Below are 25,914 nucleotides of genomic sequence, written 5' to 3'. Positions count from 1 at the left end.
TTGCGCCTTACCGTTTTCTTTGCTGCCCAGCGGCCCGCCCCCATGACCGATCTCCTCTCGATTGCCCCGCGCGACAAGGCTGAAATCCTGGCCCAGGCGCTGCCCTACATCCGCAAGTTCCACGGCAAGACCATCGTCATCAAGTACGGCGGCAACGCCATGACCGACCCGGCCCTGCAGGCTGATTTTGCCGAGGACGTGGTGCTGCTCAAGCTGGTGGGCATGAACCCCGTGGTAGTACACGGCGGCGGGCCGCAGATCGAGATGGCGCTCAAGCGCCTGGGCAAGAAGGGCGAGTTCATCCAGGGCATGCGCGTGACCGACGCCGAGACCATGGAAGTGGTCGAGTGGGTGCTGGCCGGCGAGGTGCAGCAGGACATCGTGGGCCTCATCAACCAGGCCGGCGGCAAGGCCGTGGGCCTGACGGGGCGCGACGGCGGCATGATCCGCGCGCAGAAGCTCAAGATGGTGGACAACAAGGACCCGAGCATCGAGCACGACGTGGGCCAGGTGGGCGACATCGTCGCCATCGACCCCAGCGTGGTCAAGGCGCTGCAGGACGACGCCTTCATCCCCGTCATCAGCCCCATCGGCTTCGGTGAGGCCAACGAGAGCTACAACATCAACGCCGACGTGGTGGCCAGCAAGCTCGCCACGGTGCTGCAGGCCGAAAAACTGGTGATGCTGACCAACATCCCCGGCGTGCTGGACAAGCAGGGCCAGTTGCTAACCGAACTGACGCCCCGCCAGATCGACGCGCTGATTGCCGACGGAACCATCTCGGGCGGCATGCTGCCCAAGCTGGCCGGCGCCATCGACGCGGCCAAGGCCGGCGTGAACGCGGTACACGTGGTGGATGGCCGCGTGCCGCATTCCATGCTGCTGGAGATTCTGACCGACCAAGCCTACGGCACCATGATCCGCAGCCATTGAAATTGCGAGCAATGGCGGGTAGCGGTTCGTTACGTGCTGCCGTGGGGCGATGGGATAATTCTTCGCATTGCCGCTGCAGCACATCCAACTCACCTGATCGTCCTTCGATCACGGCCCGCCTTGCAAATGCTTTTCGTTGGTTCGTTTCTTCCCAAAGGTAAGTCATGTTGATCCCCGTAGTACTGTCCGGCGGTGCTGGCACACGGCTCTGGCCTGCTTCCCGGGAGGGCCATCCCAAGCCCTTCATGCAACTGGCGGATGGCGAGAGCCTGTTGTTGAAAACCTACCGGCGCGCTTCGGAAGTGGCTGCCGGTGGCGAAATCGTGACGGTCACCAACCGCGACTACTACTTCATGAGCAAGGACGAACTGGCTCTGCTGGGGGGCGGTGAGCGCGGCACATTCCTGCTGGAGCCGACGGGGCGCAATACGGCTCCCGCCGTTGCACTGGCTGCCCGGATGGTGGCGGCCCGGTACGGGCGCGATGCGGTGATGCTCGTGCTGGCGGCGGATCATTTGATTCAAAACCAGCGAGGGTTTGTCGATACCGTCGCCATCGCGCAAGGGTTGGCCCAGCAGGGGCGGCTCGTGACGTTTGGCATCGTGCCGACGGCTCCCGAGACCGGCTTTGGGTACATCGAGACGCAGGAGGGCGAAGCCTCTGACGGCGGCAAGCGCGTGCTCCGTTTCGTTGAAAAGCCTTCGGCGGACAAAGCGCGCGAGTATCTGGCGAGCGGGCGGTTTTTGTGGAACTCGGGCATGTTCTGCTTTCAGGCGGGCGTCATCCTTGACGAACTGGCGCGGCATGCGCCTGATGTCAGCGCCGCCGTTGAGGCATGCTGGAGCGCGCTGGGCGCTGCGGAGGGCGAGATGATCGAACTCCCGGCACAGTCTTTTTCCCAGGTGCCGGACATTTCCATCGACTATGCCGTCATGGAGCGGTCGAGCAACGTGGCCGTGGTGCCGACCGACATCGGGTGGAGCGACATCGGCTCATGGGTCGCCGTGAGCCAGCTCACGCAGCCTGACGGCGACGGCAACCGTGCAGCCTGCGATTCGGCGGTGTTCGTCGATAGCCACGACGTGTTCGTGCGCAGCGAGGGGCGGGTGGTGGCAACGGTGGGGGTGCGTGATCTGATGATCATCGACACACCCGATGCACTGCTGGTTGCCGACCCCGCGCGTGCGCAGGATGTCAAGCAGGTCGTGGCAAGACTGAAGAAACAGGGGCACGAAGCCTACAAGCTGCACCGCACCGTAAGCCGCCCATGGGGCACCTATACGGTGCTGGAGGAAGGCGCCCGCTTCAAGATCAAGCGCATCGAGGTCAAGCCCGGCGCCAGCCTCAGTCTGCAGATGCACCACCACCGCAGCGAGCATTGGATTGTCGTCAGCGGCATGGCCAAGGTCGTCAACGGCGACAAGGAATTCTTCGTCCGGGCCAATGAATCCACCTACATCCCCGCCGGCCACCAGCACCGGCTGGAAAACCCCGGCGTGCTTGACCTGGTGATGATCGAGGTGCAAAGCGGCGAATACCTGGGTGAAGACGACATCGTCCGTTTCCAGGACATTTACGGGCGCGCCTGATGCTGGGCATGGTGAGGGCCCTTTGGGCCTACCGCGGCTTCATCCTGGGCAGCGTCAAGCGCGAATTTCAATCCAAGTACCAGAATTCGCTGCTGGGCGCGGCGTGGACGGTGCTCAATCCGCTGGCCATGATCGTCGTTTACACGGTGATCTTTTCACAGGTCATGCGCACCAGGCTGCCGGGAGCGGACAACAGCTTCGCTTACAGCATCCACCTTTGTGCGGGCGTCCTCACCTGGGGGTTGTTCGCGGAGATCGTCAGCCGGGCGCAGAACACCTTCATCGACAATTCCAACCTGCTAAAAAAACTGAGCTTTCCGCGCCTGTGCCTACCGGTGATCGTGGTCGCCAATGCGCTCGTCAACTTTGGCATCGTGTTCGGGCTGTTCACGCTGTTTTTGCTGGTCTCGGGCAACTTTCCGGGCCTGGCGTATCTGGCACTGCTGCCCACGCTGGCGCTGCTGGTGATGTTCGCCGTCGGCCTGGGCGTCACATTGGGCGTGCTCAACGTGTTCTTCCGCGATGTGGGGCAGTTCTTTGGCATCTTTCTGAACTTCTGGTTCTGGCTCACGCCCATCGTCTATTCGGTGAGCATCCTGCCCGAACGTGTGCGCCATTGGGTACACCTCAACCCGATGGCACGGCTGATGGAGTCCTACCAGACGATTCTGGTGCAGGGCCGCTGGCCCGATTGGACCAGCCTGTGGCCGGTGCTGGTGCTGGCCATTCTGCTGTGCGTGCTGGCCCTGCGCTTGTTCCGTAGGCACGCGGGCGAAATGGTGGACGAGCTGTGATGAACGCAATCACCGTCAGCGGCCTGGGCAAGGCCTACAAACAATACCCGTCACGCGGGGCGCGGCTGTGCGAATGGATGGATCCGCGCGACAAACCGCGCCACCAGCTGCACTGGGTGCTGCGTAACCTGAACTTCGTCGTACGCCGGGGTGAGGCCGTGGGCATCATTGGCATCAATGGCGCGGGCAAGAGCACGCTGCTCAAGATGATCGTCGGCACCACCCAGCCGACGACCGGCAGCGTGCAGATGGTGGGCCGCGTCGCCGCGCTGCTGGAGCTGGGCATGGGCTTTCACCCGGATTTCACCGGCAGGCAGAACGCCGTCTTGGCAGGGCAGCTGCTGGGCATGGGCGTGGCCGACGTGCTGGCGCTGATGCCGCAGATTGAAGCCTTTGCCGAGATCGGCGACTACATTGACCAGCCGGTGCGCGTGTATTCCAGCGGTATGCAGGTGCGCTTGGCCTTTGCCGTGGCCACGGCCGTGCGGCCCGATATTCTGATCGTCGATGAAGCACTGTCGGTGGGCGATGCCTACTTTCAGCACAAGAGCTTCGAGCGCATCCGCGAGTTCCGCCAGCAGGGCACCACGTTGCTGCTGGTGTCGCACGACAAGCAAGCCATCCAGTCCATCTGTGACCGCGCCATTTTGCTCAGCGCAGGCGAGCTGCTGATGGAAGGCGAGCCCGAGGCAGTGATGGACTACTACAACGCCATGCTGGCCGACAACCAGAACCAGACGGTGACGCAAGAGGTGCGCGGCGACGGCAAGGTGCAGACCATCTCCGGCACGGGCGAGGCCACCGTCGAGCATATTGCGCTGCTGGATGCCAATGGCCAACCCATCGAAGTGGCCGACGTTGGTCAGCCGGTGCGTCTGCGCGTGGACGTGCGCGTGCATGCGCCCATCCCCAGGCTGGTGCTGGGCTACGGCATCAAGGATCGGCTCGGCCAAGTGATGTATGGCACCAATACCGACCTGAAGCAGCAGCCGCTGAACGACGTGCCCGCAGGCAGCCTGTGGCGCTATGACATCGACTTCCCTGCCAGCTTGGGGCCGGGCACGTATTCGGTGCAGACGGCGCTGTCGAGCACCGACACGCACTTGGTCAACAACTATGAGTGGCGCGATCTGGCGCTGGTGTTCACCGTGGTCAATATCGGCAAGCCGCATTTTTCCGGAGTGGCCTGGATTGACCCGCAGATTCGGATTGAACCGCGATGAGCCTGATTTCCTACGCACAGAACTTCGAGGACGTCATGCTCTGGCGCGCGCTGAGGCATGTGTCAGCAGGCTTTTATGTCGATGTAGGCGCGGCTTGGCCGGAACAGCATTCGGTGAGCAAGGCCTTTTATGACGCCGGCTGGTCTGGCATCAATATCGAGCCGAACCCTGCACTGTATGCAGCGCTGTCGGCAGCGCGACCGCGTGATGTCAATCTGAACGTTGCTGTCGGCGAGCGCAGCGGACGGATTCGCCTCCATGTGATTGATGACACTGGACTATCTTCCGTGGACGAGGGCATCGCGCAACGGCACATCCAGTCCGGGTGGCAGACCACGCCACGCGAGGTGGACATGGCGCGTTTGACAGACATCCTGAATGCGCATTTGTCTGCAGGGCAGGCGATCCATTTTCTCAAGGTCGATGTCGAAGGGCTGGAAACCCAGGTGCTGCGAGGCAATGACTGGCATAAATATCGTCCATGGATCGTGCTGGTCGAAGCCACGCAGCCCATGACACAAGTGGCTTCATACAGCGAGTGGGAACCGCTGTTGCTGGATGCAGGCTATGCATTTGCCTATGCGGACGGGCTCAATCGCTTTTATCTCGCCAGAGAACATGAGGGTTTGCAAACGCATTTCAGCGTTCCGCCCAATGTGTTCGATGACTTCGTCCCTGCCGAGCAGGCAAGGCTTGTTGCCCGGGCGGACGCTGCGGATGCGCGAGCGGACGCTGCGGATGCACGGGCGGATGCTGCGGATGCACGGGCGGATCATGCCCTGGCGCTTGCAGCCAGCGCCAATGCACGGACGCAGCAGGCATTCGCAGAGCAGTCGCGCCTGGCTGATGAGTTGGCGCGCACTTATCGCAGCCTGTCGTGGCGTCTGACCACACCGTTGCGCGTGTGCAATCCCAAGCGCTTCGTGTTCGCTGGATTGCGGTGGGCGGGGAGGCGAGCCATGCAGCATCCGGGGTTGGTCGCGACGGTCAAGCCTCGGCTTGAGTCGTGGCCCTGGCTGTGGGAGCGGCTCAAGCGTGTGGTGGTGTACGACGGTGGATCGACTCAAAAAGATGCAGCGCCTTACACGACATTGGTGTTTCCTGATTTCGATCTGCTGTTTGCCAATGGCCCTTTGGCCGACCAGCGCGGCATTGGCCGGGTTTGTCGCGAGCAGTTCAGGCAATTGCAGCGACTGGCAGGCAGTGCAAAAGGCCCGGCAGCGCCTGGGACAGATCAGCAAGCGATGCGTCCGCGCTTGCATTTCTATACATCCATACACTGGTGTCCGGAAGTGCTCCCTCCCAACTCGGTGGTCATGATCCATGATGTGACGCCATTGTTGTTTCCACAGCATTTTCCAAAGGCCGTGTGTGAGGAATGGGAAGGTCGTTATGCACGCATTGCCCGGCAAGCCGAGCGCATAGTGACGATCAGCCGCGCCAACGTGCAGGATGTATCGCGCCTGCTGGGCGTGCCGCCCGAGCGCATCAGCATGGTTTACAACGGAGTGACTGCCTTGCCTGCAGCAAGAGAGGTCGATGTGAAGCTACCAGAGCGTCCGTTTCTGGTGTTTCTCGGCTCTGATGACCACCATAAAAATCTTGACATCGTGCTGCAAGCCTATGCGCAGTTGCGTGACGAAGCTGTGGACTTGGTGATGATCGGCGACAACAGAACCTGTGAGCCGAAGGTGCGCGCGCTGGGCTTGCAGGAGCGGGTGCATTTCCTGGGCAAGCTGGACGATGGCAGCGTTGGCTATGTGCTGTCGCGCGCCAAGGCGTTGGTTTTCCCCAGTCTGTACGAAGGTTTCGGGCTGCCGCCGCTGGAGGCCGCGTTACTGGGAACCCCTTCGCTGTGCAGTGATCGCCCGGCCATGAACGAGATCATCGATACGGGCGTCATCTTCTGCGACCCGCTCAAAGTGCAGGATTGGGAGCAGGCCATCGCCACGGCGGCCCGTGGCGGCATTCCCGCTGAGGGCGTCCAGGCGCTGAAACGCAAGCTGGAGCAGGACTTTTCCTGGGAAAAGTCTGCCAAGGCACTGCAAGGCATCCTGCATGAGGCTGCAACCGCAGGGGGTCTGCGGTCTTGAAGGCGCTGCACGTCTACCGCACCTACTTCCCCGACAGCACCGGCGGCATCGAAGAGGCCATCCGGCAGATCGCCCTGGCGACGGCGGCGCTGGGCGTGGAGAACACGGTGTTCGCGTTGTCCACCCGGCCCGAGCCTGCCGAGATGGTGCGGCCCGAGGCCCGGGTGGTGCGCGAGCGCTCCTGGGCCGCCCCCGCCTCGTGCGACCTGGGCGGGCCTGCCGCCTTCCGGCGCTTTGCGGCGCTGGCGCGCGGGGCCGATGTGGTGGTCTATCACTATCCCTGGCCGTTGGCCGATGTGCTGCATGCGGCGGTACGGCCCGGTGCGCCTGCGGTGATGCTGTACCACTCGGACATCGTGCGCCAGCGCTGGCTGGGCATGGCCTATGCCCCGCTGATGCGGCGCACGCTGAGGGCCATGTCGGCCATCGTGGCGACCTCGCCCGCATACGCGCGCACCAGTCCGGTACTGACGGCGCCGGATTTGCGAGACAAGGTGTGTGTGATCCCTCTGGGCATGGGCGATGACGCTCGGGATGGCCCTGGCGATCCGGCCATCCTTGCGCGGCTGGGCCTGGGGGAGGGGGAGCCGTTCGTCCTTTTCGTCGGCGTGCTGCGCTACTACAAGGGCCTGCATGTGCTGCTGCAGGCGGCAGCTTCGGTGGGGGCGCGTATCGTCATCGCGGGCTCGGGGCCGAAGGATGCGGAACTGCGTGCCCAGGCCGCACGGGATGGCGTGGGCAACGTGCTATTTGCCGGCCAGGTAACGGACGCCGAAAAGACCGCGCTGTTCAGACACTGCCGTGTATTCGTATTGCCTTCGCATTTGCGTTCCGAGGCTTACGGAATGGTCCTGGTGGAGGCTGCCATGTTCGGGCGCCCCATGGTGTCGTGCGAAGTCGGTTCGGGCACCTCTTTCGTCAATGCGCATGGGGAGTCCGGCTTGGTGGTGCCGCCTGAAGATGCTTCGGCCTTGGCCGCTGCACTCAATACGCTGCTGGATGATGCGGCGCTGGCTGCGCGCTATGGGCGCGAGGCGCGGGCCCGGTACGAACGCCTGTTCTCGCGGTCGGCATTGGGCCGGAGCTATGTCGAATTGTTCGAGCGGCTGCGGTATCGGCAGTTGGCATAAGAGCGTCGCAACGGAGTGGCGATGCCGCCCGCCGAGCGCCTGAGCGCTGCATCCCTCGCATGACAGCAGCCATTGAGTATTTGGGCGGAAATGTGGCTCTAGCGCTTATCTGGTAAGCGCTAGCAGCTATGATTTTGGTAGTATTCCGGGTGCAAGCCTCGCTGTGCGAGAATCAATTGCACACATTTGTTGCCCATGCCAGAACCGACCGCCGCCTCTATCGAACCCTCCGAAACCGGCGAGGCTCCCACTGCGCGCAAGCGGCCCAAGCCCGGCGAGCGGCGCGTGCAGATATTGCAGACCTTGGCCGCCATGCTGGAGCAGCCGGGGGCCGAGCGCATCACCACCGCAGCGCTGGCCGCCCGCCTGTCGGTCAGCGAGGCCGCGCTGTACCGCCACTTCGCCAGCAAGGCGCAGATGTTCGAGGGGCTGATCGACTTCATCGAGCAGACCGTCTTCAGCCTGGTCCAGCAAATCGTGGGCCGCGAGCTGCCCGATGCGGACCAGCCCCCCGAAGTGGGTGCGCGCCAGGCAGTGCGCGTGGTGGCGCTGCTGCTGCAGTTCGGCGAGCGCAACCCCGGCATGGTGCGCGTGATGGTGGGCGACGCCCTGGTGTTCGAGCACGAGCGCCTGCAGCAGCGCATGAACCAGTTCTTCGACCGCATCGAGTCCACCCTGCGCCAGTGCCTGCGCCTGGCGGCGGCGGGTTCGGCCACGCCCACCGTGGATGCGCAGGTGGCGGCCAGCGTGCTCACCGCCTTTGCCGTGGGGCGGCTGCAGCGCTACGCCCGGTCGGGCTTCAAACGCCTTCCCACCGAGCATCTGGACGCGAGCATCGCGCTCATCTTGTAAGGGTTGTCCCGTAGCCGGTTTTGGCGCGGCTCCCTATTTTTTCTGGGGGTTTGGGGTGGTTGCGGAAATTGCTGCAAAATAGAACGAACGTTCGTTTTTATCTGCATCGCATGTCCGCCATTCCAGAAACCGCTTCGGTCACCCGCATCCCGCGCTCGCGCAGCGGCACCGGGCGCGCGCTGCAGAAGGGCCAGCAGACCAAGGCCGCCATCGTCGAGGCCGCGCTCGGTCTGGCCACGCACATCGGGCTGGAGGGGCTGTCCATTGGCGCGCTGGCCGATGTCACGGGCATGAGCAAGTCGGGCGTGTTCGCCCATTTCGGCTCGCGCGAGGAACTGCAGATCTCCGTGATCCGCGAATACCACACGCGCTTCGAGCAAGAGGTGTTCTACCCCGCCATGTCCGAGCCGCGCGGCGTGGCGCGTCTGCGCGCGCTGTTCGACAACTGGATGAAGCGCACCTCCATCGAGATCGACTCGGGCTGCATCTACATCAGCGGCGCGGTCGAGTTCGATGACCGCGCCGGCCCCGTGCGCGACGCGCTGGCGCACTCGGTGCTGACCTGGCACGCCGCCATGCGCCGCGCCATCGAGCAGTGCAAGGTGTTGGGTGAGCTGCAGGCGGACACCAACGAGGAGCAGATGCTCTTCGAGATCCACGGCCTCATCCTGGCGCTGCACTACGAGGCGCGCTTCCTGCGCACGCCGGGTTCCATCGAGCGTGCCCTCACCGGCTTTCACAACATCCTGGCGCGCTACAGCGCCGAGGCGCCCGCAGCGGCCACGGCAGCCCCTGCCGCCGCGAAGCGCCGCAAAGTTTCCAACCAAACCACCACCTCCAAGGAGTAAACCCCATGCCCAGCTACACGCCGCCCCTGCGCGACATGCAATTCGTGCTGCACGAAGTGTTCAAGGTCAGCGATGAATTCAAGGCCATGCCGACCCATGCCGAGGTGGACGTGGACACCATCAACGCCGTGCTCGAAGAGGCGGGCAAGTTCGCCGCCGAGGTGACCTTTCCGCTCAACATCAGCGGCGACACCGAGGGCTGCGTACTGGACCAGGCCACGCACGAGGTCAAGACCCCCACGGGCTTCAAGGAAGCCTATGCCAAGTACGTCGAGGGCGGCTGGGCCGCGCTGTCGTGCGACCCGGCCTACGGCGGCCAGGGCCTGCCCTTCGTGCTGAACCAGTGCCTGTACGAGATGATGAACAGCGCCAACCAGGCGTGGACCATGTACCCCGGCCTGTCGCACGGCGCGTACGAGGCCCTGCACGCCCACGGCACGGACGAGCAGAAGAAGACCTACCTGCCCAAGCTGACCAGCGGCGAATGGACCGGCACCATGTGCCTGACCGAGCCGCACTGCGGCACCGATCTGGGCCTGCTGCGCACCAAGGCCGAGCCGCTGCCCGACGGCACCTACAAGATCACCGGCAACAAGATCTTCATCAGCGCGGGCGAGCACGACTTCACCAGCAACATCGTCCACCTGGTGCTGGCCCGCCTGCCCGACGCGCCCAAGGGCAGCAAGGGCATCAGCCTGTTCGTGGTGCCCAAGTTCAAGGTGAATGCCGACGGCAGCCTGGGCGAGCGCAACCCGATCTACTGCACGGGCCTGGAGCACAAGATGGGCATCCACGGCAACGCCACGGCGCAGATCGCCATCGACGGCGCCATCGGCACCATGGTGGGCCAGCCCAACAAGGGCCTGGCCGCCATGTTCGTGATGATGAATGCCGCCCGCCTGGGCGTGGGCAACCAGTCGCTGGGCCTGACCGAAGTGGCATACCAGAACGCCCTGGCCTACGCCAAGGACCGCATCCAGATGCGCAGCCTCTCCGGCACGAAGGCCAAGGACAAGGACGCCGACCCCATCATCGTCCACCCCGACGTGCGCAAGATGCTGCTGACGGCCAAGGCGTACGCCGAAGGCGGCCGCGCGCTGCAGGTGTTCTGCACGCTGCTGCTGGACAAGGCGCACAACCACCCCGACGAAAAGGTGCGCGCCGACAGCGATGAACTGGTCGCGCTGCTGACGCCCATCGTCAAGGCGTTCATCACCGACAACGGCCACATCTCCACGCACGCCTGCATGCAGGTCTTCGGCGGCCACGGCTTCATCAAGGAATGGGGCATGGAGCAGTTCACCCGCGACAACCGCATCAACATGATCTACGAAGGCACGAACACCGTGCAGTCGCTGGACCTGCTGGGCCGCAAGATCCTGGGCAACAACGGCGCTACCCTGAAGAAGTTCGGCAAGCTCATCGGTCAACTGGTCGAGGAAGAAGGCGTGAACGAGAAGATGGCCGAGTTCATCAACCCGCTGGCGATGCTGGGCGACCAGTTACCTAAGTTCACCACCGAGATCGGCTTCAAGGGCATGCAGAACCCCGACGAAGTGGGCGCTGCCGCCGTGGACTACCTGCGCGTGGCGGGCCACCTGGTGTTTGCCTACCTGTTCGCCCGCATGGCCCAGGTGGCGCTGCGCGAAATCGCCGCAGGCAACACCGACCCGTTCTACGGCGCCAAGCTGCAAACGGCGCGCTTCTACTTCGCCAAGCTCTTCCCCGAGACGGCGACGCTGATGCGCACCGCCCGCGCAGGCAGCAAGGTGTTGATGGATACCGACCTGGCCCTGGCCTGAGTCTCCCTCTCGCAAAATTTAAGTCTTTTTGCCACGGAGCCCTTATGTATCAAGCGCTAGCAGCTATTGTTTTGGTAGTAAGTGCGGTGCCTGCCTGGGCGCAGATGACGCCCGAGGGCCTGTGGCGCAACATCGACGACAAGACCGGCGAGTCCAAGGCCGAGATCCGCATCAAGGACACGGGCGGCGTGCTCACCGGCGTGCTGGAGCGGCGCCTGACCAAAGACGCCAAGCCCGATGACGTGTGCAAAGAGTGCAGCGACGACCGCAAGGACAAGCCGCTCGTGGGCCTGGAGATCATCCGCGGCGCGAAGAAGGCCGAGGGCAAGGACGTGTGGGAAGGCGGCAAGATTCTCGACCCCGAGAACGGTCGCAACTACACCCTGCGCCTCACGCCCATCGAGGGCGGCAAGAAGCTCGAAGTGCGCGGCTCCATCGGCCCCTTCGGTCGCACCCAGACCTGGGTGCGCGTGCAGTAACCCCATTCAAAGAAAACAACCATGTCCCGATTCCAAGTGAAGAAAGTCGCCGTGCTCGGCGCGGGCGTGATGGGCGCGCAGATCGCGGCCCACCTCGTCAACGTGAAGGTGCCCGTGGTGCTGTTCGACCTGCCGGCGAAAGAAGGCCCCAAGAACGGCATCGTCTCCAAGGCCGTCGAGGGCCTCAAGAAGCTCAAGCCTTCACCCCTGGGCGTGGCCGATGACGCCGCACTGATCCAGCAGGCCAACTATGAAGAGCACATGCACCTGCTCAAGGAATGCGACCTCGTCATCGAGGCCATCGCCGAGCGCATGGACTGGAAGCTCGACCTGTACAGGAAGATCGCGCCCCACGTCGCCAAGCACGCCATCCTGGCGAGCAACACCTCGGGCCTGTCGATCACCAAATTGAGCGAAGCCCTGCCCGAGAGCGTGAAGCCGCGCTTTTGCGGCATCCACTTCTTCAACCCGCCGCGCTACATGACGCTGGTGGAACTCATCGACACGCCCACCACGCAGCCCGAGGTGCTCGACCAGCTCGAAGCCTTCGTCACCAGCGGCCTGGGCAAGGGCGTGGTGCGCGCGCACGACACGCCCAACTTCATCGCCAACCGCGTGGGCATCGCGGGCATGCTCGCCACGATGAAGGAGGTCGAGAACTTCGGCCTGACCTTCGACGTGGTGGACGACCTCACCGGCAAGAAGCTGGGCCGTGCATCCAGCGGCACCTTCCGCACGGCCGACGTGGTGGGCCTGGACACCATGGCGCACGTCATCAAGACGCTGCAGGACAACCTGGACGAAAAGTCCGACCCGTTCTACGGCAGCTTCGGCACGCCCGCCGTGCTGCAAAAACTGCTCGATCTGGGCAACCTGGGCCAGAAGACCCAGGCTGGTTTCTACAAGAAGGTGGGGCGCGACGTTCTGCGCTTTGAGCTGGAGAGCGAGGAGTACGTGCCCGGCGGCCAGAAGGCCGACGAGGTGTATGCCCGCATGCTCAAAAAGCCCGCCGCCGAGCGCTTGAAACTGCTGCGCAACGCCGAGGGGGCGCAGGGCCAGTTCCTGTGGGCCATCCTGCGCAACAGCTTCCACTACGCCGCAGTTCACCTGGGCACGATTGCCGACAACGCGCGCGACGTGGACCAGGCCATGCGCCGGGGCTTTGGCATGCAGCAAGGCCCCTTCGAGCTGTGGCAGGAGGCGGGCTGGCTCGAAGTCGCGAAGATGATCCAAGAGGACATAGCCGCAGGCAAGGCGCTGTGCAAGGCACCGCTGCCGGATTGGGTCTTCAAAGGCCCCGTCGCCGAAGCGGGCGGCGTACACACGGCCAACGGCTCGTGGAGCGCATCCAAGGGCGTCTTCGTGCCGCGCCGCCAACTGCCGGTCTACGAGCGCCAACTGTTCCCCGAGGCGCTGCTGGGCGAAACCAACCTACCCGACTGGCGCACCGCGGGCACGACCGTTGCCGAATCCAAGGCGCTGCGCACCTGGACGCTGGACGGCCAGGTGCTCATCGCCAGCATCAAGAACAAGATGCACGCCATCAGCCCCGAGGTGATGGAAGCGCTGATGGAAGCCGTGGAAGTGGCCGAGCGCGACTACCAGGCCATGGTCATCTGGTCGGGTGATGCGCCGTTCAGCGTGGGCGCCGACCTGGAAGCCACCATGCCCGCCTTCGTCGTCGGCGGCCCCGACGCCATCGACAGCGTGGAGCAGGATCTGCAGAACCTGATGCTGCGCATCCGCTACGCCCAGGTGCCCGTGGTCGCGGGCATTCACGGCATGGCGCTGGGCGGCGGCTGCGAGCTGGCCGTGCATTGCGCCCGCCGCGTGGCACACATGGAAAGCTACATCGGCCTCGTCGAAGTGGGCGTGGGCCTGGTGCCCGGCGCGGGCGGCCTGACCTACATCGCCCGCCGCGCGGCGGAGAGCATGGCCGCATCGACGAGCAAGGACATCCTGCCGTTCCTGACCGAAGGCTTCACCGCCGCCGCCATGGCCAAGGTGGGCACCAGCGCCATCGAATCGAAGAAGCTCGGCTACCTGCTGGACAGCGACCTCATCGTGCCGCACAAGGACGAGCTGCTGTTCGTCGCCATCAACGAGGCCAAGTCCCTGGCCGCAGGCGGCTGGCGCGCGCCGCACAAGCGCCTGTTCCCCGTGGCGGGCCGCAGCGGGCTGGCCACCATCACGGCGCAACTGGTCAACATGCGCGACGGCGGCTTCATCAGCGCGTACGACTTCAAGGTCAGCACGCTGATCGCCAACGTGGTCTGCGGCGGCGACGTGGATGCAGGCTCGCTGGTGAGCGAGGAGTACCTGATGGCGCTGGAGCGCAAGGCGTTCTGCCACCTCATCGGGCAGCCCAAGACGCACGAGCGCATCCTGGGCATGCTGAATACGGGCAAGCCGGTGCGGAATTGATGCAACCAATTGCCACGGTCCCCGCTTTGCTCCCTCCCCCGTTGGGGGAGGGCTGGGGTGGGGGCTTGCCCGCCACGGGGCGCTGATCATGCAGAACCAAGCCACATCCAATGCCCGGAAGAACGCCGTGGTGTTGCGCCGTGCCATGACCGAAGCGGAGCGCAAGCTCTGGGGCGGCCTGCGCGGCGAGCAGTTGGGCGTGAAGTTCCGCCGCCAGCATCCGCTGGGCAGCTATGTGGCTGATTTCGCGTGCCTGGCTCCCCGGCTGATCGTGGAGCTTGACGGCTCCCAGCACCTGCAGCAAGAAGACTACGACGCGCAGCGTGATGCCTTTTTTCGCCGCCAAGGATTCGATGTGATGCGTTTTGCATCCAACGAGCCATTCGTCCATCTGGAAGGGGTTTTGCAGGCCATTGCCAACCGGCTCGGCGCGCTGGCCCCCATCCCCGCCTTCCCCCAAAGGGGGAAGGAGTAAAGACAACCCAGGAGCCATCTCCATGAAACAAGTACAAGACGCCTACATCGTTGCCGCCACGCGCACGCCCATCGGTCGCTCGGGCCGCGGCTACTTCAAGAACACCCGCCCGGACGACCTGCTGGTCGCCGCCATCAAGAGCGCCATGACCCAGGTGCCCACGCTCGACCCCAAGGCCATCGAGGACGCGATCATCGGCTGCTCCTTCCCCGAGGGCGAGCAGGGCATGAACATGGCGCGCATCGCCGTGGGCCTGGCGTTCGACCACCCCGTGGGCGGCGTTACGGTCAACCGCTTCTGCGCATCCGGCGTCACCGCCATCCAGATGGCTGCCGACCGCATCCGCGTGGGCGAGGCCGACGTGCTGATCGCGGGCGGTGCCGAGTCCATGAGCCTCGTGCCCATGGGCGGCAACAAGCCCTCGTTCAACCCCGCGGTCTTCCTGCGCGACGAGAACGTGGGCATCGCCTACGGCATGGGCCTGACCGCCGAGAAGGTGGCGCAGCAGTGGAAGGTGTCGCGAGAGGCGCAGGACACCTTCGCGCTCGAATCGCACCTGCGCGCCATCAAGGCGCAGCAGGCGGGCGAGTTCGCCGACGAGATCACGCCCATCGAGGTCGTTGACCGCTCGCCCGACCTGGCGACGGGCGAGGTGGTGGAAAAGCGCCGCACGGTCAGCCTGGACGAAGGTCCGCGCCCCGACACGTCCCTGGAGGGACTGGCCAAGCTGCGCCCCGTGTTCGCTGCGCGCGGCAGCGTCACGGCGGGCAACAGCTCGCAGACCAGCGACGGCGCGGGCGCGCTGATCCTGGCGAGCGAGAAGGCCGTCAAGCAGTTCGGCCTGACGCCCCTGGCGCGCTTCGTGAGCTTCGCCGCGCGTGGCGTGCCGCCCGAGATCATGGGCATCGGCCCCATCGAGGCCATCCCCGCCGCGCTGCGCTACGCGGGCCTCAAGCACGAGGACATCGGCTGGTTCGAGCTGAACGAGGCCTTTGCCGCCCAGTCGCTGGCCGTCATCAACACGCTGGGGCTGGATGCGTCCAAGGTCAACCCCATGGGCGGCGCCATCGCCCTGGGCCACCCGCTGGGCGCCACGGGCGCCATCCGCGCCGCGACGGTGGTGCATGCGCTGCGCCGCCACAAGCTCAAGTACGGCATGGTCACGATGTGCGTGGGCACGGGTCAGGGCGCGGCGGGCATCTTCGAGGCGCTGTGAGCGGGGCGGGCCGCGCAAAGGCCCGTCTCCTGCATGACCGGGCGCGGGCCCGATTGGCGGCACACTTGGCGGCATGACTTCTTCCTCACACCTTCATCCGCTGGACGAGGCGCTGCAGCTCGCCGCGTCCGCCCCTGGCCAATACCAGGGCCAGACGCATCCAGGCTACTGGAACATGGTCGGCCCGTTCGGTGGCATCACCGCCGCCACGCTGCTGCAGGCCGTGATGCAGCACCCCGACCGCCTGGGCGAGCCGCTGTCGCTCACCGTCAACTACGCGGGCGCGCTGGCGGCGGGGCCGTTCAGCGTGCAGGCCACGCCCGTGCGCACCAACCGGTCCACGCAGCACTGGACCTTGAGCATCCTGCAGGCCGGCGCCGACGGCGCCCAGGTGGTCACCACCACCGCCACGGCGGTGACGGCGGCGCGGCGCGAGACCTGGAGCGTGAGTGACCTGCCCATGCCCTCCGTTCAACCGCCCGCGCAGCACGCGACCGTCCCGCCGCAGGTGGGCACGATCGAATGGCTCAACCGCTATGAGATGCGCCCCATTGCAGGCTTCATCCCCGAGGCGTGGGACGGCAGCGGCGACCACAGCCTGTCGCAGCTGTGGATGCGCGACGCACCGCCGCGCCCGCTGGACTTCTGCGCGCTGGCAGCGCTGGCGGACTTGTTCTTCCCCCGCGTGTGGCTGCGCCGCGCGCGCCACGTGCCTGCGGGCACCGTGTCCATCACCGTGTACTTTCACGCCAGCAGCGCGCAACTGCAGGCCACCGGCACCGGCTACCTGCTGGGCCAGGCGCGCGGGCAGGAGTTCCGCAACGGCTTCTTCGACCAGACCGTGCAGCTCTGGAACGAGGCGGGCCTGATGCTCGCCACCAGCCATCAAATCGTTTACTTCAAGGAGTGAGACACCATGACCCAAGACATCCTCGTCCACACAGAAGGCGGCATCACCACCATCACCTTCAACCGGGTGGACAAGAAGAACTCCATCACCGCCGCCATGTACGCCGCCATGGCCGACGCGCTGGAAGCGGCCAAGGCCGACGCCAGCGTGCGCGTGGTGGTGCTGCAAGGTGACATGGCCATCTTCAGCGCGGGCAACGATATTGGCGACTTCCAGCGCCAGCCGCCCAGCTCGCGGGAAGAGTCGCCCGTGTTCCGCTTTCTGCGCGGCATTGCCACCTTCCCCAAGCCCCTGGTAGCCGCCGTGTGCGGCCCGGCGGTGGGCGTCGGCACCACCATGCTGTTCCACTGCGACCTGGTCTATGCGGGCGACAACGCGGCGTTCAGCATGCCCTTCGTCAACCTGGGCCTGTGCCCCGAGGCCGCGTCCAGCCTGCTGGTGCCGCAGATGATGGGTTACCACCGCGCGGCAGAGGCGCTGTTGCTGGGCGAGCCGTTCATGGCCGAAGCCGCGCTCGAAGTCGGCCTGGTCAACCGCGTGGTGCCGCCTGCCGAGTGCAACGCCCTGGCGCAGGCGCAGGCGAAAAAGCTGGCGGCCAAGCCGCTGTCGGCACTGATCGAAACCAAGCGCCTGCTCAAGGGCCCGCAGGCGGCCAAGGTGCTGGAAGTGATGGATGAGGAGGGCGACAGCTTTCGCCGCATGCTGCGCGAGCCTGCGGCGCGTGAGGCGTTCTCGGCCTTCATGGAGAAAAGAAAGCCGGACTTCAGCAAAGTCTGATCCATAAAAATCATAGCTGCTAGCGCCTGCTGTGCAATGGTTTCAGATAGAAATTGGCCTGAAACCATTAATTGACAGGCGCTGGCAGCTATTTTTTTGATAGTACCCTGTCAGGGTATTTTTACAAAGCATTTGCTTGTTAAAAATACCTGGCTTTGCTATCGTCCAGCGCATGGACCAACCCGCCGCGCGCCGTCCCCGGGGCCGCCCCCGCAAGACCGCCGAAGAAATTGACGACGGCAACCGCCGCCGCACGCTCATGGACGTGGCGGCGCGGCTGTTCATCACCAAGGGCTACGCGGCCACCAGCACGCGCGACATCGCCGCTGCGGCGGGCATGCACAGCGGCTCGCCCTTCTATCACTTCGAGAGCAAGAACGCGCTGCTCTTTGCCATCATGAACGAGGGCATGGACACCGCCGTGCAAAGCCAGCAGCGCGTGCTGGCGGCCCTCGCCCCCGATGCCGCGCCGCGCGAGCGGCTGCGCGTGCTCATCCGCCACCACTTCGAGGTGCTGCTCGGCCCGCACAGCGGCTTCATCCCCGTGATGCTGTACGAGTGGCGCTCGCTCACGCCCGCGCAGCGCAAGAACATCACCCGCGTCAAGGACGTGTACGAAGCCGTCTGGGTGCCCACGCTGCAGGCGCTGGCGGCGCAGGGCGCGCTGGCTGCCGACCCGGGCGTGGCGCGGCTCTTCATCTTTGGCGCCTTGCATTGGGCCGTGCAGTGGTTCACGCCCCACAAGGGCAAGACGCTCGACGAACTGACGAGCGAGGCGCTGGCCCTGTTCATCCGCGAGGTTTGATCGCATGACTTACCAATCCATTTTTGCGCCGGGCCTGTTCGACGGCCAGGCCATCATCGTCACGGGCGGCGGCTCGGGCATAGGCCGCTGCACGGCGCACGAACTGGCCCGGCTGGGCGCGCACGTCGTCCTGGTGGGCCGCAAGGCCGACAAGCTGCAGGCTGTGCAGGGCGAGATCGAGGCCGACGGCGACCGGGCGTCCTGGCATGCCTGCGACATCCGCGCCGAAGACGCGGTGGCGCAGATGGTGCAGCAGGTGCTGGCCGCGCGCGGCCGCATCGACGCGCTGGTGAACAACGCGGGCGGGCAGTTCATGGCGCCGCTCGAATCCATCAGCGCCAAGGGCTGGGAAGCGGTGGTACACACCAACCTCACGGGCGGCTTTCTGCTGGCGCGCGAGTGCTACCGGCGGTGGATGGGCGCGCACGGCGGCAGCATCGTCAACATCGTGGCCGACATGTGGGGCTCCATGCCCGGCATGGGCCACAGCGGCGCGGCGCGTGCGGGCATGGTCAGCTTGACCGAGACGGCTGCCGTCGAATGGGCGCACAGCGGCGTGCGCGTGAACGCCGTCGCCCCGGGCTACATCGCTTCGAGCGGCATGGACAACTACCCGCCCGAGGCCGCAGCCACGCTGCGCGCCATGCCGCGCACCGTGCCGCTGGGGCGCTTTGGCAACGAGGCCGAGGTGTCCGCCGCCATCGTCTTCTTGCTGAGCCCCGCCGCCAGCTTCATCAGCGGCAGCACGCTGCGCGTGGACGGCGCGCGCCCCCAGGTGCGCATGGGCTGGCCCATGCAGCCGCCGGACGACGCTGCCCGCGAGCGCGCCGCCGTCAAGCCGTTTGGGGGCTTTCACCGCGCCCAGGTGCCGCGTGTGTTTGCGGCGCAAGACGGCAAGGGGGCGCAATGAGCTTCGCCTCGCGCTTCAACCCCGGCGGGCCCGACGCGCAACGCCGCCGCGCCGCGCTGCTGTCGCGGCTCGATGCCCTGCGCGCACTCGAAGACCGCGCCGCCGCCGCCTCGGCCCGCTCGCTGCCCCAGTTCGAGAAACGCGGCCAACTGCTGCCGCGCCAGCGCGTCGCCCTGCTGCTGGACGCGGGCGCGCCGTGGCTGCCGCTGTGCTCGCTGGCGGGTTATCTGCACGACACCCAAGACCCCGCCAAATCCATACCCGGCGGCGGCGTCATCGCGGGCATCGGCTTCGTGGCGGGCGTGCGCTGCATGGTGGTCGCCAGCGACTCGGGCATCGAGGCGGGCGCGATGCAGCCCATGGGCTTGGACAAAATCCTGCGCGTGCAGGAGATCGCGCTGCGCGAGCGCCTGCCCTTTGTCCACCTGGTGGAGAGCGCGGGCGCCAACCTGATGCGCTACCGTGTGGAAGGCTTCGTCCACGGCGGTTCGCTGTTTCGCAACCTGGCGCGGCTGTCGGCGGCGGGCATCCCCGTCATCACCATCCAGCACGGCTCGGGCACGGCGGGCGGGGCGTACATGCCGGGGCTGTCGGACGTGGTCATCATGGTGCAGGGCCGCTCGCGCGCCTTCCTGGCCGGGCCGCCGCTGCTCAAGGCCGCCACGGGCGAGATTGCCACCGAGGAGGAACTGGGCGGCGCGGAGATGCACACCGCCGTCTCGGGCCTGGGCGAATACCTGGCGGCGGACGACCGCGAGGCCATCGGCATCGCCCGTGCCGTGGTTTCCAACACCGGCTGGGCGGCACAAAAACGCAGCGCGGCTTTGGAACCCGCATTGCCCGCCGATGACCTGCTGGCCCTGATCTCCGAAGACCTGCGCCAGCCCGTGGACATGCGCGAGGTCATTGCGCGCATCGTCGATGGCTCGGAGCTGCTCGAATTCAAGCCCCGCTACGGCGCGGCCACCGTCTGCGCGCAAGGCCGCATCCAGGGCCACGCCGTGGGTTTCATCACCAACAACGGCCCCATCGACGTGGCGGGCGCGAACAAGGCCACGCACTTCATCCAGTGGATGTGCCAGCTCGGCCACCCCATCGTCTATCTGCAGAACACCACCGGCTACATGGTGGGCAAGGACAGCGAGCAGGGCGGGATGATCAAGCACGGCAGCAAGATGATCCAGGCCGTGACCAACGCCACGGTGCCGCAGATCACCATCCAGTGCGGCGCAAGCTTTGGCGCGGGCAACTACGGCATGTGCGGGCGCGGCTATGCGCCGCGCTTTTTGTTCAGTTGGCCGGGCGCCAAGACGGCGGTCATGGGCGGCGAGCAGGCCGCGCGCACCATGCAGATCGTGACCGAGGCGGCGCTCGCCCGCAAAGGCATTACGCCCGACCCTGCCGAATCGCAGGCGCAGTTCGACAAGATCGTCGCCATGTTCGAGGCGCAGGCCGATGCGCTCGTAACCAGCGGCATGCTGCTGGACGACGGCGTGATCGACCCCCGCGACACGCGGGCCGTGCTGGCCTTCTGCCTGGACACGATTGCCGAAGGCGCTGCGCGCACGGCGCGGCCCATGCAGTTTGGCGTGGCGCGGATGTAGATAAAACACAGGAGACAAAGCCATGCAATTCACGCACGAGCACCGCGAGATTCAAAAGACGCTCAAGCGCTTTATAGACGAGGAGATCAACCCCCACGTGGACGAATGGGAGGCGGCGGAAATCTTCCCCGCGCACGAGGTCTTCAAGAAGATGGGCCGGCTCGGCCTGCTGGGCCTGTGCAAGCCCGAGGAATACGGCGGCGCGGGCCTGGACTATTCCTACAGCCTGGCGATGGCCGAGACCCTGGGCCACATCCACTGCGGCGGCGTGCCCATGGCGATTGGGGTGCAGACAGACATGTGTACGCCCGCGCTGGCGCGCTACGGCAGCGACGAACTGCGGCGCGAGTTCCTGGCCCCGGCCATCGCGGGCGACATGGTGGGCTGCATTGGTGTGAGCGAGCCCGCTGCGGGCAGCGACGTATCCGGCATCAAGAGCGTGGCGCGCAAGGACGGCGACGATTACGTCATCACCGGCCAGAAGATGTGGATCACCAACAGCCTGCAAGCCGACTGGATGTGCATGCTGGTCAACACCGGCGAAGGGCCCGTCCACAAGAACAAGAGCCTCGTCATGGTGCCCATGCGCGAGAACGGCAAGCTGCGCCCCGGCATCGAGGTCGCGCAGAAGATCCGCAAGATCGGCATGCACAGCAGCGACACGGGCCTGATCTACTTCGACGAAGTGCGCGTGCCGCAGCGCTACCGCATTGGCGCGGAAGGGCAGGGCTTTATCTACCAAATGCAGCAGTTCCAGGAAGAGCGCCTGTGGTGCGCGGCCAGCACGCTCGAATCGCTGACCAACTGTATCCAGTGGACCATAGCCTACGCGCAAGACCGCAAGCTCTTTGGCGCGACCCTGGCGGACCAGCAGTGGGTGCAGTTCAAGCTGGCGGAACTCAAGACCGAGGTCGAGGCCCTGCGCGCGCTCACCTACCGTGCCTGCGATTTGTACGTGAATGGGCAGGATGTCTTGGAGCTGGCGAGCATGGCCAAGCTCAAGGCCGGGCGGCTGAACCGCGAGGTGCCCGATACCTGCCTGCAGTTCTGGGGCGGCATGGGCTTCACGCTGGAGAACAAGGTCTCGCGCATGTACCGCGACGGGCGGCTGGCCTCGATCGGGGGCGGGGCGGATGAGGTGATGCTGGGCATCCTCGCCAAGCTCATGGGCATTGCCAAGCGCGCACCATGACGGATGCGCTGCTGATCACCCGCGCGCCGCTCGCCACCGGCTGCGTGGAAACCTGGACGCTCAACGACCCCCAAAGCCGCAACGCACTGTCAGAGGCCCTGGTGGAGGCTCTGTTCGCCGCGTGCGAACGTGCCCAGGCCGACGCCGATTTGCGCGGCGTGGTGCTGCGCGGCGCGGGCGGGCACTTCTGCGCGGGCGGCAGCCTGGGCGGCTTTGCCAAGACCATCGGCCAGCCGCTGGCGGCTGGCGAGGCCGACCCGCTCGTGCCCATGAACCGCCAGTTCGGCGCGCTGCTGCAAGCCCTGTGTGCGCTGCCGCAATGGCTCGTCGTGGCCGTGGAAGGCGCGGCCATGGGCGGCGGCATCGGCCTGGTGTGCTGCGCCGACCGCGTGCTGGCGCATGCGGGCGCGCAGTTCGGCATGCCCGAGGTCACTTTGGGCATCGTGCCCGCGCAGATCGCGCCCTTTGTGGTGCGGCGCATGGGGGCGGCCTCTGCTCGCCGTTATCTGCTGACGGGTGAGCGGTTGAATGCCGCGCAAGCCCAAAGCGCGGGCCTGGTGGACGAGGTGATCGAAGGCGGCATGGATGCCGCCGTGCAAAGCACCATCGCTGTTCACGCCGCCGCCGCGCCGCAGGCCGTGGCCGCCACCAAGCGCCTGCTGCTGGCCGTGCCGGAAGCCCCCTTGCCTGCGCTGCTCGACGATGCCGCGCTGGCCTTTGCCCAGGCCCTGCGCGGCACCGAAGCGCCGCAGGGGCTGGCCGCGTTTTCTGCCCGGCGCGCGCCGCCGTGGAGTGCCAAGGCATGAAGAAAATTTTGATCGCCAACCGTGGCGAGATTGCTCGCCGCATCATTCGCACGGCCCATCGCATGGGCGTTGAAACGGTGGCTGTCTATTCAGACCCTGACGCGCGGGCTTTGCACGTGCGCGAAGCCACGCAGGCCGTGGCCCTGGGCGGGTCGGCCAGCGCCGACAGCTACCTGCGCATCGACAAGCTGCTGGCCGCAGCCCGCGCCACGGGGGCTGATGCCGTTCACCCCGGCTACGGCTTTCTGAGCGAGAACGCCGACTTTGCCCAGGCCGTGGTGGACGCAGGATTGACCTGGATCGGCCCGCCCCCCGCCGCCATCCGCGCCCTGGGCAGCAAGGCAGGCGCGAAGGCGCTGGCCCAGGTACACGGCGTGCCCTGCCTGCCCGGCTATGCGGGTGACGACCAGAGTGACGAGCGCTTTGCTGCCGAGGCTGCGCGCATCGGCTTCCCCGCCATGGTCAAGGCCGTGGCGGGCGGTGGCGGGCGCGGCATGCGGCTTGTCACCGACGCCGCGCAACTGCCCGCCGCGCTCGCCAGTGCAAGGTCGGAAGCGCTCGCGGGCTTTGGCTGCGGCGACCTGCTCATCGAACGCGCCCTGCTGCAGCCGCGCCATGTCGAAGTGCAAATCTTTGCCGACGCCCACGGTGCCTGCATCCACCTGGGCGAGCGTGACTGCTCGGTGCAGCGCCGCCACCAGAAGCTCGTCGAGGAATCGCCCAGCCCGGCTGTTGACGCCGCTTTGCGCGAACGCATGGGCGCGTGCGCCGTGGCGCTGGCGCAGGCGGCGGGCTATGTGGGCGCGGGCACGGTGGAGTTTTTGCTCGACGGCAATGAATTCTTTTTGATGGAGATGAACACCCGCCTGCAGGTGGAGCACCCCGTCACCGAAGCCTTGACGGGCCTGGACCTGGTGGAATGGCAAATCCGCATCGCACGCGGCGAGCCGCTGCCCCTGGCGCAATCGCAGGTCGCGCTGCAAGGCCACGCCATCGAGGTGCGCCTGTGCGCCGAGGACGCGCATTTCCAACCTCACACGGGTCGCGTGCTGCACTTCAGCGCGCCGCCCGCAGCCGCCTTTCAACGGGGAGCGCTGCGCTTCGACCACGCGCTGGAGCAGGGCACCGAGGTATCGCCCCACTACGACGCCATGCTGGGCAAGCTCATCGCCCACGCCCCCACGCGCGCCGAGGCCATCGCCGCGCTGCGGCGCGCATTGCAGTCCATGAGCGTGCTGGGCCTGCCCACCAACCGGGCTTTCCTGGCTGAGTGTTTGGCGCACCCGGTGTTCGCCAGCGGCCAGGCGCTGGTGCCCTTTCTGGCCGAGCATGCGGCAGATTTGCAGAGTGAGCTATCAAAAAGTGAGCTACTGGCGCTTATCCCATCTGCGCTAGAGGCCATTTTTACTTCAAACTCCCATCTGCCTTGCCCCCTGGCCCGCCCGCTGCGCCTGCGCCACCAGGGCGAGGTGCATGCCGTCTCCGTGCGCGAACTCGGGGTCGGGCGCTTGCAGGTGGAACATGGCGACACGACCGCCACCCTGCAACTGCCCCAGCACGGCGTGTACGCCGTCCCTGTGGGCAGCCTGCGCTGGCACTGGCAGGCAGGCGCGGTGGACGGCTGGGTGGAAGACGCATCCTGGGAACCCGCAGCACGCGCAGGCGACGCGGGCGGCGCGAGCGAGTTGCGCGCACCCTTCAATGGCCGCGTTGTCGCCTTGCCCGCCGCCCCAGGCCATGCGCTGGCAAAGGGCGACACCGTGGCCGTCATCGAATCCATGAAGCTCGAACACAGCCTGTCCTGCCCGTCAGCCGCCACCGTGGCCGAGGTGCTGGTGGCCGTGGGCCAGCAGGTATCCCCCGGCCAGGTGCTGGCGCGCTTTGAACCACCAGGAGCCTCTGCATGAGCGACACCGAAGAAAGCACGGCCCTCACCGACACCGTCACCCGCTTCGCCCGCACCGAAATCGCGCCCCACGTGGATGCGTGGGACGCGGCGGGCGAGTTCCCGCGCACGCTCTACCGCCGCGCGGCGGAACTGGGCCTGCTGGGCCTGGGCTACCCCGAGGAATACGGCGGCACGCCCGCCAGCTACGCGCTGCGGCTGCCGCTGTGGCGTGCCCTGAGCCGCCATGGCGCAAGCGGCGGCGTGCTGGCCAGCCTGTTCTCGCACAACATCGGCCTGCCGCCCGTGGTGGCCCACGGCAGCGAGGCCGTGCGCGCCGAGGTCGTACCGCCCGTGCTGGCGGGCGAGCAGATCGCGGCGCTGGCGATCACCGAGCCGGGCGGCGGATCGGACGTGGCGCAGCTCAAGACCACGGCGCGGCGCGAGGGCGACGAGTACGTGGTCAACGGCGAGAAAGTGTTCATCACATCCGGCATGCGCGCCGACTGGATCACCGTGGCCGTGCGCACGGGGGAGCCTGGGACGAAGGGCGCGGGCGGCATCTCCATGCTGCTCGTCCCCGGCCACAGCGCGGGCCTGTCGCGCACGCGCCTCGACAAAATGGGCTGGCTCTGCTCCGACACCGCCCACCTGCGCTTTGACAACGTGCGCGTACACGCCCGCTACCTGCTGGGCGAAGAAGGCGCGGGCTTTCGCATCATCATGGGCAACTTCAACGGCGAGCGCTTTGGCCTCGCCGCATCGGCCCTGGGCTTTGCCGAAGCCTGCTACGACGAGGCCCTGGCCTGGGCGCGCCAGCGTAAGACCTTTGGCGCGGCGCTGGTGGAGCACCAGGTCATCCGCCACAAGCTCATGGACATGCAGATGCGCATCCAATCGACAGCAGCATGGTGCGAAGCCGTGGCCGCGCAGGCCGACGCGGGCCGCACCGGCGCGGAATGGGTCGCGCACATCTGCCTGCTGAAAAACCACGCCACGCAAACCATGCAGTTCTGCGCTGACCAGGCCGTGCAGATCCTGGGCGGCATGGGCTTTATGCGCGGCACCGTCAGCGAACGCATCTACCGCGAAGTCAAGGTCATGATGATCGGCGGCGGCGCGGAAGAAATCATGAAAGACCTGGCGGCACGCCAGTTGGGAGTCTGA

Annotated in this window: 22 protein-coding genes; all 22 read left to right on the top strand. The window is 66.2% G+C overall.

Annotated elements, in window-relative coordinates:
* Nucleotides 1-42: 42 nt before the first annotated feature.
* Nucleotides 43-933: an acetylglutamate kinase gene (gene argB, locus QM569_RS01560; RefSeq protein WP_414985464.1), complete on the top strand. Its 891-nt coding sequence runs from the start codon at nt 43-45 to the stop codon at nt 931-933.
* A gap of 164 nt (nt 934-1,097) precedes the next feature.
* A complete protein-coding gene (locus QM569_RS01555) occupies nt 1,098-2,522 on the top strand; it encodes a mannose-1-phosphate guanylyltransferase/mannose-6-phosphate isomerase (protein WP_414985463.1) in 1,425 nt (474 codons plus the stop codon).
* Nucleotides 2,522-3,316 (top strand): ABC transporter permease, encoded by a 795-nt coding sequence (locus tag QM569_RS01550; protein WP_414985462.1) that lies wholly within the window; start codon nt 2,522-2,524, stop codon nt 3,314-3,316. The genes QM569_RS01555 and QM569_RS01550 overlap by 1 nt, the downstream gene beginning before the upstream one ends.
* On the top strand, nt 3,316-4,539 hold the full coding sequence (locus tag QM569_RS01545) for an ABC transporter ATP-binding protein (protein ID WP_414985461.1): 1,224 nt from the start codon (nt 3,316-3,318) through the stop codon (nt 4,537-4,539). The genes QM569_RS01550 and QM569_RS01545 overlap by 1 nt, the downstream gene beginning before the upstream one ends.
* Complete coding sequence (locus QM569_RS01540) at nt 4,536-6,632, top strand: FkbM family methyltransferase (RefSeq protein ID WP_414985460.1); 2,097 nt, start codon at nt 4,536-4,538, stop codon at nt 6,630-6,632. The genes QM569_RS01545 and QM569_RS01540 overlap by 4 nt, the downstream gene beginning before the upstream one ends.
* Nucleotides 6,629-7,762 carry a glycosyltransferase gene (locus QM569_RS01535; RefSeq protein ID WP_414985459.1) on the top strand — a complete coding sequence of 378 codons (1,134 nt, stop codon included), beginning with the start codon at nt 6,629-6,631 and terminating at the stop codon, nt 7,760-7,762. Before QM569_RS01540 ends, QM569_RS01535 begins: the two co-directional genes overlap by 4 nt.
* Nucleotides 7,763-7,957: 195 nt before the next feature.
* Nucleotides 7,958-8,614 (top strand): nucleoid occlusion factor SlmA, encoded by a 657-nt coding sequence (slmA, locus tag QM569_RS01530; RefSeq protein WP_414985458.1) that lies wholly within the window; start codon nt 7,958-7,960, stop codon nt 8,612-8,614.
* 110 nt (nt 8,615-8,724) lie between these two features.
* Complete coding sequence (locus QM569_RS01525) at nt 8,725-9,462, top strand: TetR/AcrR family transcriptional regulator (RefSeq protein ID WP_414985457.1); 738 nt, start codon at nt 8,725-8,727, stop codon at nt 9,460-9,462.
* A gap of 5 nt (nt 9,463-9,467) precedes the next feature.
* Complete coding sequence (locus QM569_RS01520; protein WP_414985456.1) at nt 9,468-11,264, top strand: acyl-CoA dehydrogenase C-terminal domain-containing protein; 1,797 nt, start codon at nt 9,468-9,470, stop codon at nt 11,262-11,264.
* Between the two features lie 44 nt (nt 11,265-11,308).
* Nucleotides 11,309-11,743, top strand: coding sequence for a DUF2147 domain-containing protein (locus QM569_RS01515; protein WP_414985455.1), 435 nt, complete (start codon nt 11,309-11,311; stop codon nt 11,741-11,743).
* A 21-nt stretch (nt 11,744-11,764) separates the two neighbouring features.
* Nucleotides 11,765-14,167: a 3-hydroxyacyl-CoA dehydrogenase NAD-binding domain-containing protein gene (locus QM569_RS01510; protein WP_414985454.1), complete on the top strand. Its 2,403-nt coding sequence runs from the start codon at nt 11,765-11,767 to the stop codon at nt 14,165-14,167.
* An 88-nt stretch (nt 14,168-14,255) separates the two neighbouring features.
* The gene (locus QM569_RS01505) at nt 14,256-14,642 is read left to right on the top strand and encodes an endonuclease domain-containing protein (RefSeq protein WP_414985453.1); all 387 of its coding nucleotides are present in this window, start codon (nt 14,256-14,258) and stop codon (nt 14,640-14,642) included.
* A gap of 22 nt (nt 14,643-14,664) precedes the next feature.
* Nucleotides 14,665-15,858, top strand: coding sequence for an acetyl-CoA C-acyltransferase (locus QM569_RS01500; protein WP_414985452.1), 1,194 nt, complete (start codon nt 14,665-14,667; stop codon nt 15,856-15,858).
* A 73-nt stretch (nt 15,859-15,931) separates the two neighbouring features.
* Nucleotides 15,932-16,768 (top strand): acyl-CoA thioesterase, encoded by an 837-nt coding sequence (locus QM569_RS01495; RefSeq protein ID WP_414985451.1) that lies wholly within the window; start codon nt 15,932-15,934, stop codon nt 16,766-16,768.
* Between the two features lie 6 nt (nt 16,769-16,774).
* Entirely contained in the window at nt 16,775-17,545 is a 771-nt protein-coding gene (locus QM569_RS01490) for an enoyl-CoA hydratase (protein WP_414985450.1), read from the top strand.
* Between the two features lie 172 nt (nt 17,546-17,717).
* Nucleotides 17,718-18,350, top strand: a complete 633-nt coding sequence (locus QM569_RS01485) for a TetR/AcrR family transcriptional regulator (protein WP_414985449.1) — start codon at nt 17,718-17,720, stop codon at nt 18,348-18,350.
* A gap of 4 nt (nt 18,351-18,354) precedes the next feature.
* The gene (locus tag QM569_RS01480) at nt 18,355-19,260 is read left to right on the top strand and encodes an SDR family oxidoreductase (RefSeq protein WP_414985448.1); all 906 of its coding nucleotides are present in this window, start codon (nt 18,355-18,357) and stop codon (nt 19,258-19,260) included.
* Entirely contained in the window at nt 19,257-20,864 is a 1,608-nt protein-coding gene (locus QM569_RS01475) for an acyl-CoA carboxylase subunit beta (RefSeq protein ID WP_414985447.1), read from the top strand. The genes QM569_RS01480 and QM569_RS01475 overlap by 4 nt, the downstream gene beginning before the upstream one ends.
* A 22-nt stretch (nt 20,865-20,886) precedes the next feature.
* Complete coding sequence (locus QM569_RS01470; protein ID WP_414985446.1) at nt 20,887-22,056, top strand: acyl-CoA dehydrogenase family protein; 1,170 nt, start codon at nt 20,887-20,889, stop codon at nt 22,054-22,056.
* Nucleotides 22,053-22,862, top strand: a complete 810-nt coding sequence (locus QM569_RS01465) for an enoyl-CoA hydratase/isomerase family protein (protein WP_414985445.1) — start codon at nt 22,053-22,055, stop codon at nt 22,860-22,862. The genes QM569_RS01470 and QM569_RS01465 overlap by 4 nt, the downstream gene beginning before the upstream one ends.
* Entirely contained in the window at nt 22,859-24,769 is a 1,911-nt protein-coding gene (locus QM569_RS01460; protein WP_414985444.1) for a biotin carboxylase N-terminal domain-containing protein, read from the top strand. Before QM569_RS01465 ends, QM569_RS01460 begins: the two co-directional genes overlap by 4 nt.
* Nucleotides 24,766-25,914, top strand: a complete 1,149-nt coding sequence (locus QM569_RS01455; protein ID WP_414985443.1) for an acyl-CoA dehydrogenase family protein — start codon at nt 24,766-24,768, stop codon at nt 25,912-25,914. Before QM569_RS01460 ends, QM569_RS01455 begins: the two co-directional genes overlap by 4 nt.

The sequence above is a fragment of the Acidovorax sp. genome (assembly GCF_047607405.1).
Lineage (GTDB): Bacteria > Pseudomonadota > Gammaproteobacteria > Burkholderiales > Burkholderiaceae_C > Acidovorax.
Note: the sequence above shows the minus strand (reverse complement) of the source record. Positions and strands in the feature narration are given on the sequence as shown.

Coding starts and splice junctions, on each gene's coding strand:
- QM569_RS01550 (WP_414985462.1), top strand. CDS start 2,522: ATGCTGGGCATGGTGAGGGCCCTTTGGGCCTACCGCGGCTTCATCCTG.
- QM569_RS01475 (WP_414985447.1), top strand. CDS start 19,257: ATGAGCTTCGCCTCGCGCTTCAACCCCGGCGGGCCCGACGCGCAACGC.
- QM569_RS01480 (WP_414985448.1), top strand. CDS start 18,355: ATGACTTACCAATCCATTTTTGCGCCGGGCCTGTTCGACGGCCAGGCC.
- QM569_RS01495 (WP_414985451.1), top strand. CDS start 15,932: ATGACTTCTTCCTCACACCTTCATCCGCTGGACGAGGCGCTGCAGCTC.
- QM569_RS01465 (WP_414985445.1), top strand. CDS start 22,053: ATGACGGATGCGCTGCTGATCACCCGCGCGCCGCTCGCCACCGGCTGC.
- QM569_RS01455 (WP_414985443.1), top strand. CDS start 24,766: ATGAGCGACACCGAAGAAAGCACGGCCCTCACCGACACCGTCACCCGC.
- QM569_RS01470 (WP_414985446.1), top strand. CDS start 20,887: ATGCAATTCACGCACGAGCACCGCGAGATTCAAAAGACGCTCAAGCGC.
- QM569_RS01510 (WP_414985454.1), top strand. CDS start 11,765: ATGTCCCGATTCCAAGTGAAGAAAGTCGCCGTGCTCGGCGCGGGCGTG.
- QM569_RS01515 (WP_414985455.1), top strand. CDS start 11,309: ATGTATCAAGCGCTAGCAGCTATTGTTTTGGTAGTAAGTGCGGTGCCT.
- QM569_RS01460 (WP_414985444.1), top strand. CDS start 22,859: ATGAAGAAAATTTTGATCGCCAACCGTGGCGAGATTGCTCGCCGCATC.
- QM569_RS01545 (WP_414985461.1), top strand. CDS start 3,316: ATGAACGCAATCACCGTCAGCGGCCTGGGCAAGGCCTACAAACAATAC.
- QM569_RS01490 (WP_414985450.1), top strand. CDS start 16,775: ATGACCCAAGACATCCTCGTCCACACAGAAGGCGGCATCACCACCATC.
- QM569_RS01540 (WP_414985460.1), top strand. CDS start 4,536: ATGAGCCTGATTTCCTACGCACAGAACTTCGAGGACGTCATGCTCTGG.
- QM569_RS01525 (WP_414985457.1), top strand. CDS start 8,725: ATGTCCGCCATTCCAGAAACCGCTTCGGTCACCCGCATCCCGCGCTCG.
- QM569_RS01520 (WP_414985456.1), top strand. CDS start 9,468: ATGCCCAGCTACACGCCGCCCCTGCGCGACATGCAATTCGTGCTGCAC.
- QM569_RS01555 (WP_414985463.1), top strand. CDS start 1,098: ATGTTGATCCCCGTAGTACTGTCCGGCGGTGCTGGCACACGGCTCTGG.
- slmA (WP_414985458.1), top strand. CDS start 7,958: ATGCCAGAACCGACCGCCGCCTCTATCGAACCCTCCGAAACCGGCGAG.
- argB (WP_414985464.1), top strand. CDS start 43: ATGACCGATCTCCTCTCGATTGCCCCGCGCGACAAGGCTGAAATCCTG.
- QM569_RS01485 (WP_414985449.1), top strand. CDS start 17,718: ATGGACCAACCCGCCGCGCGCCGTCCCCGGGGCCGCCCCCGCAAGACC.
- QM569_RS01500 (WP_414985452.1), top strand. CDS start 14,665: ATGAAACAAGTACAAGACGCCTACATCGTTGCCGCCACGCGCACGCCC.
- QM569_RS01505 (WP_414985453.1), top strand. CDS start 14,256: ATGCAGAACCAAGCCACATCCAATGCCCGGAAGAACGCCGTGGTGTTG.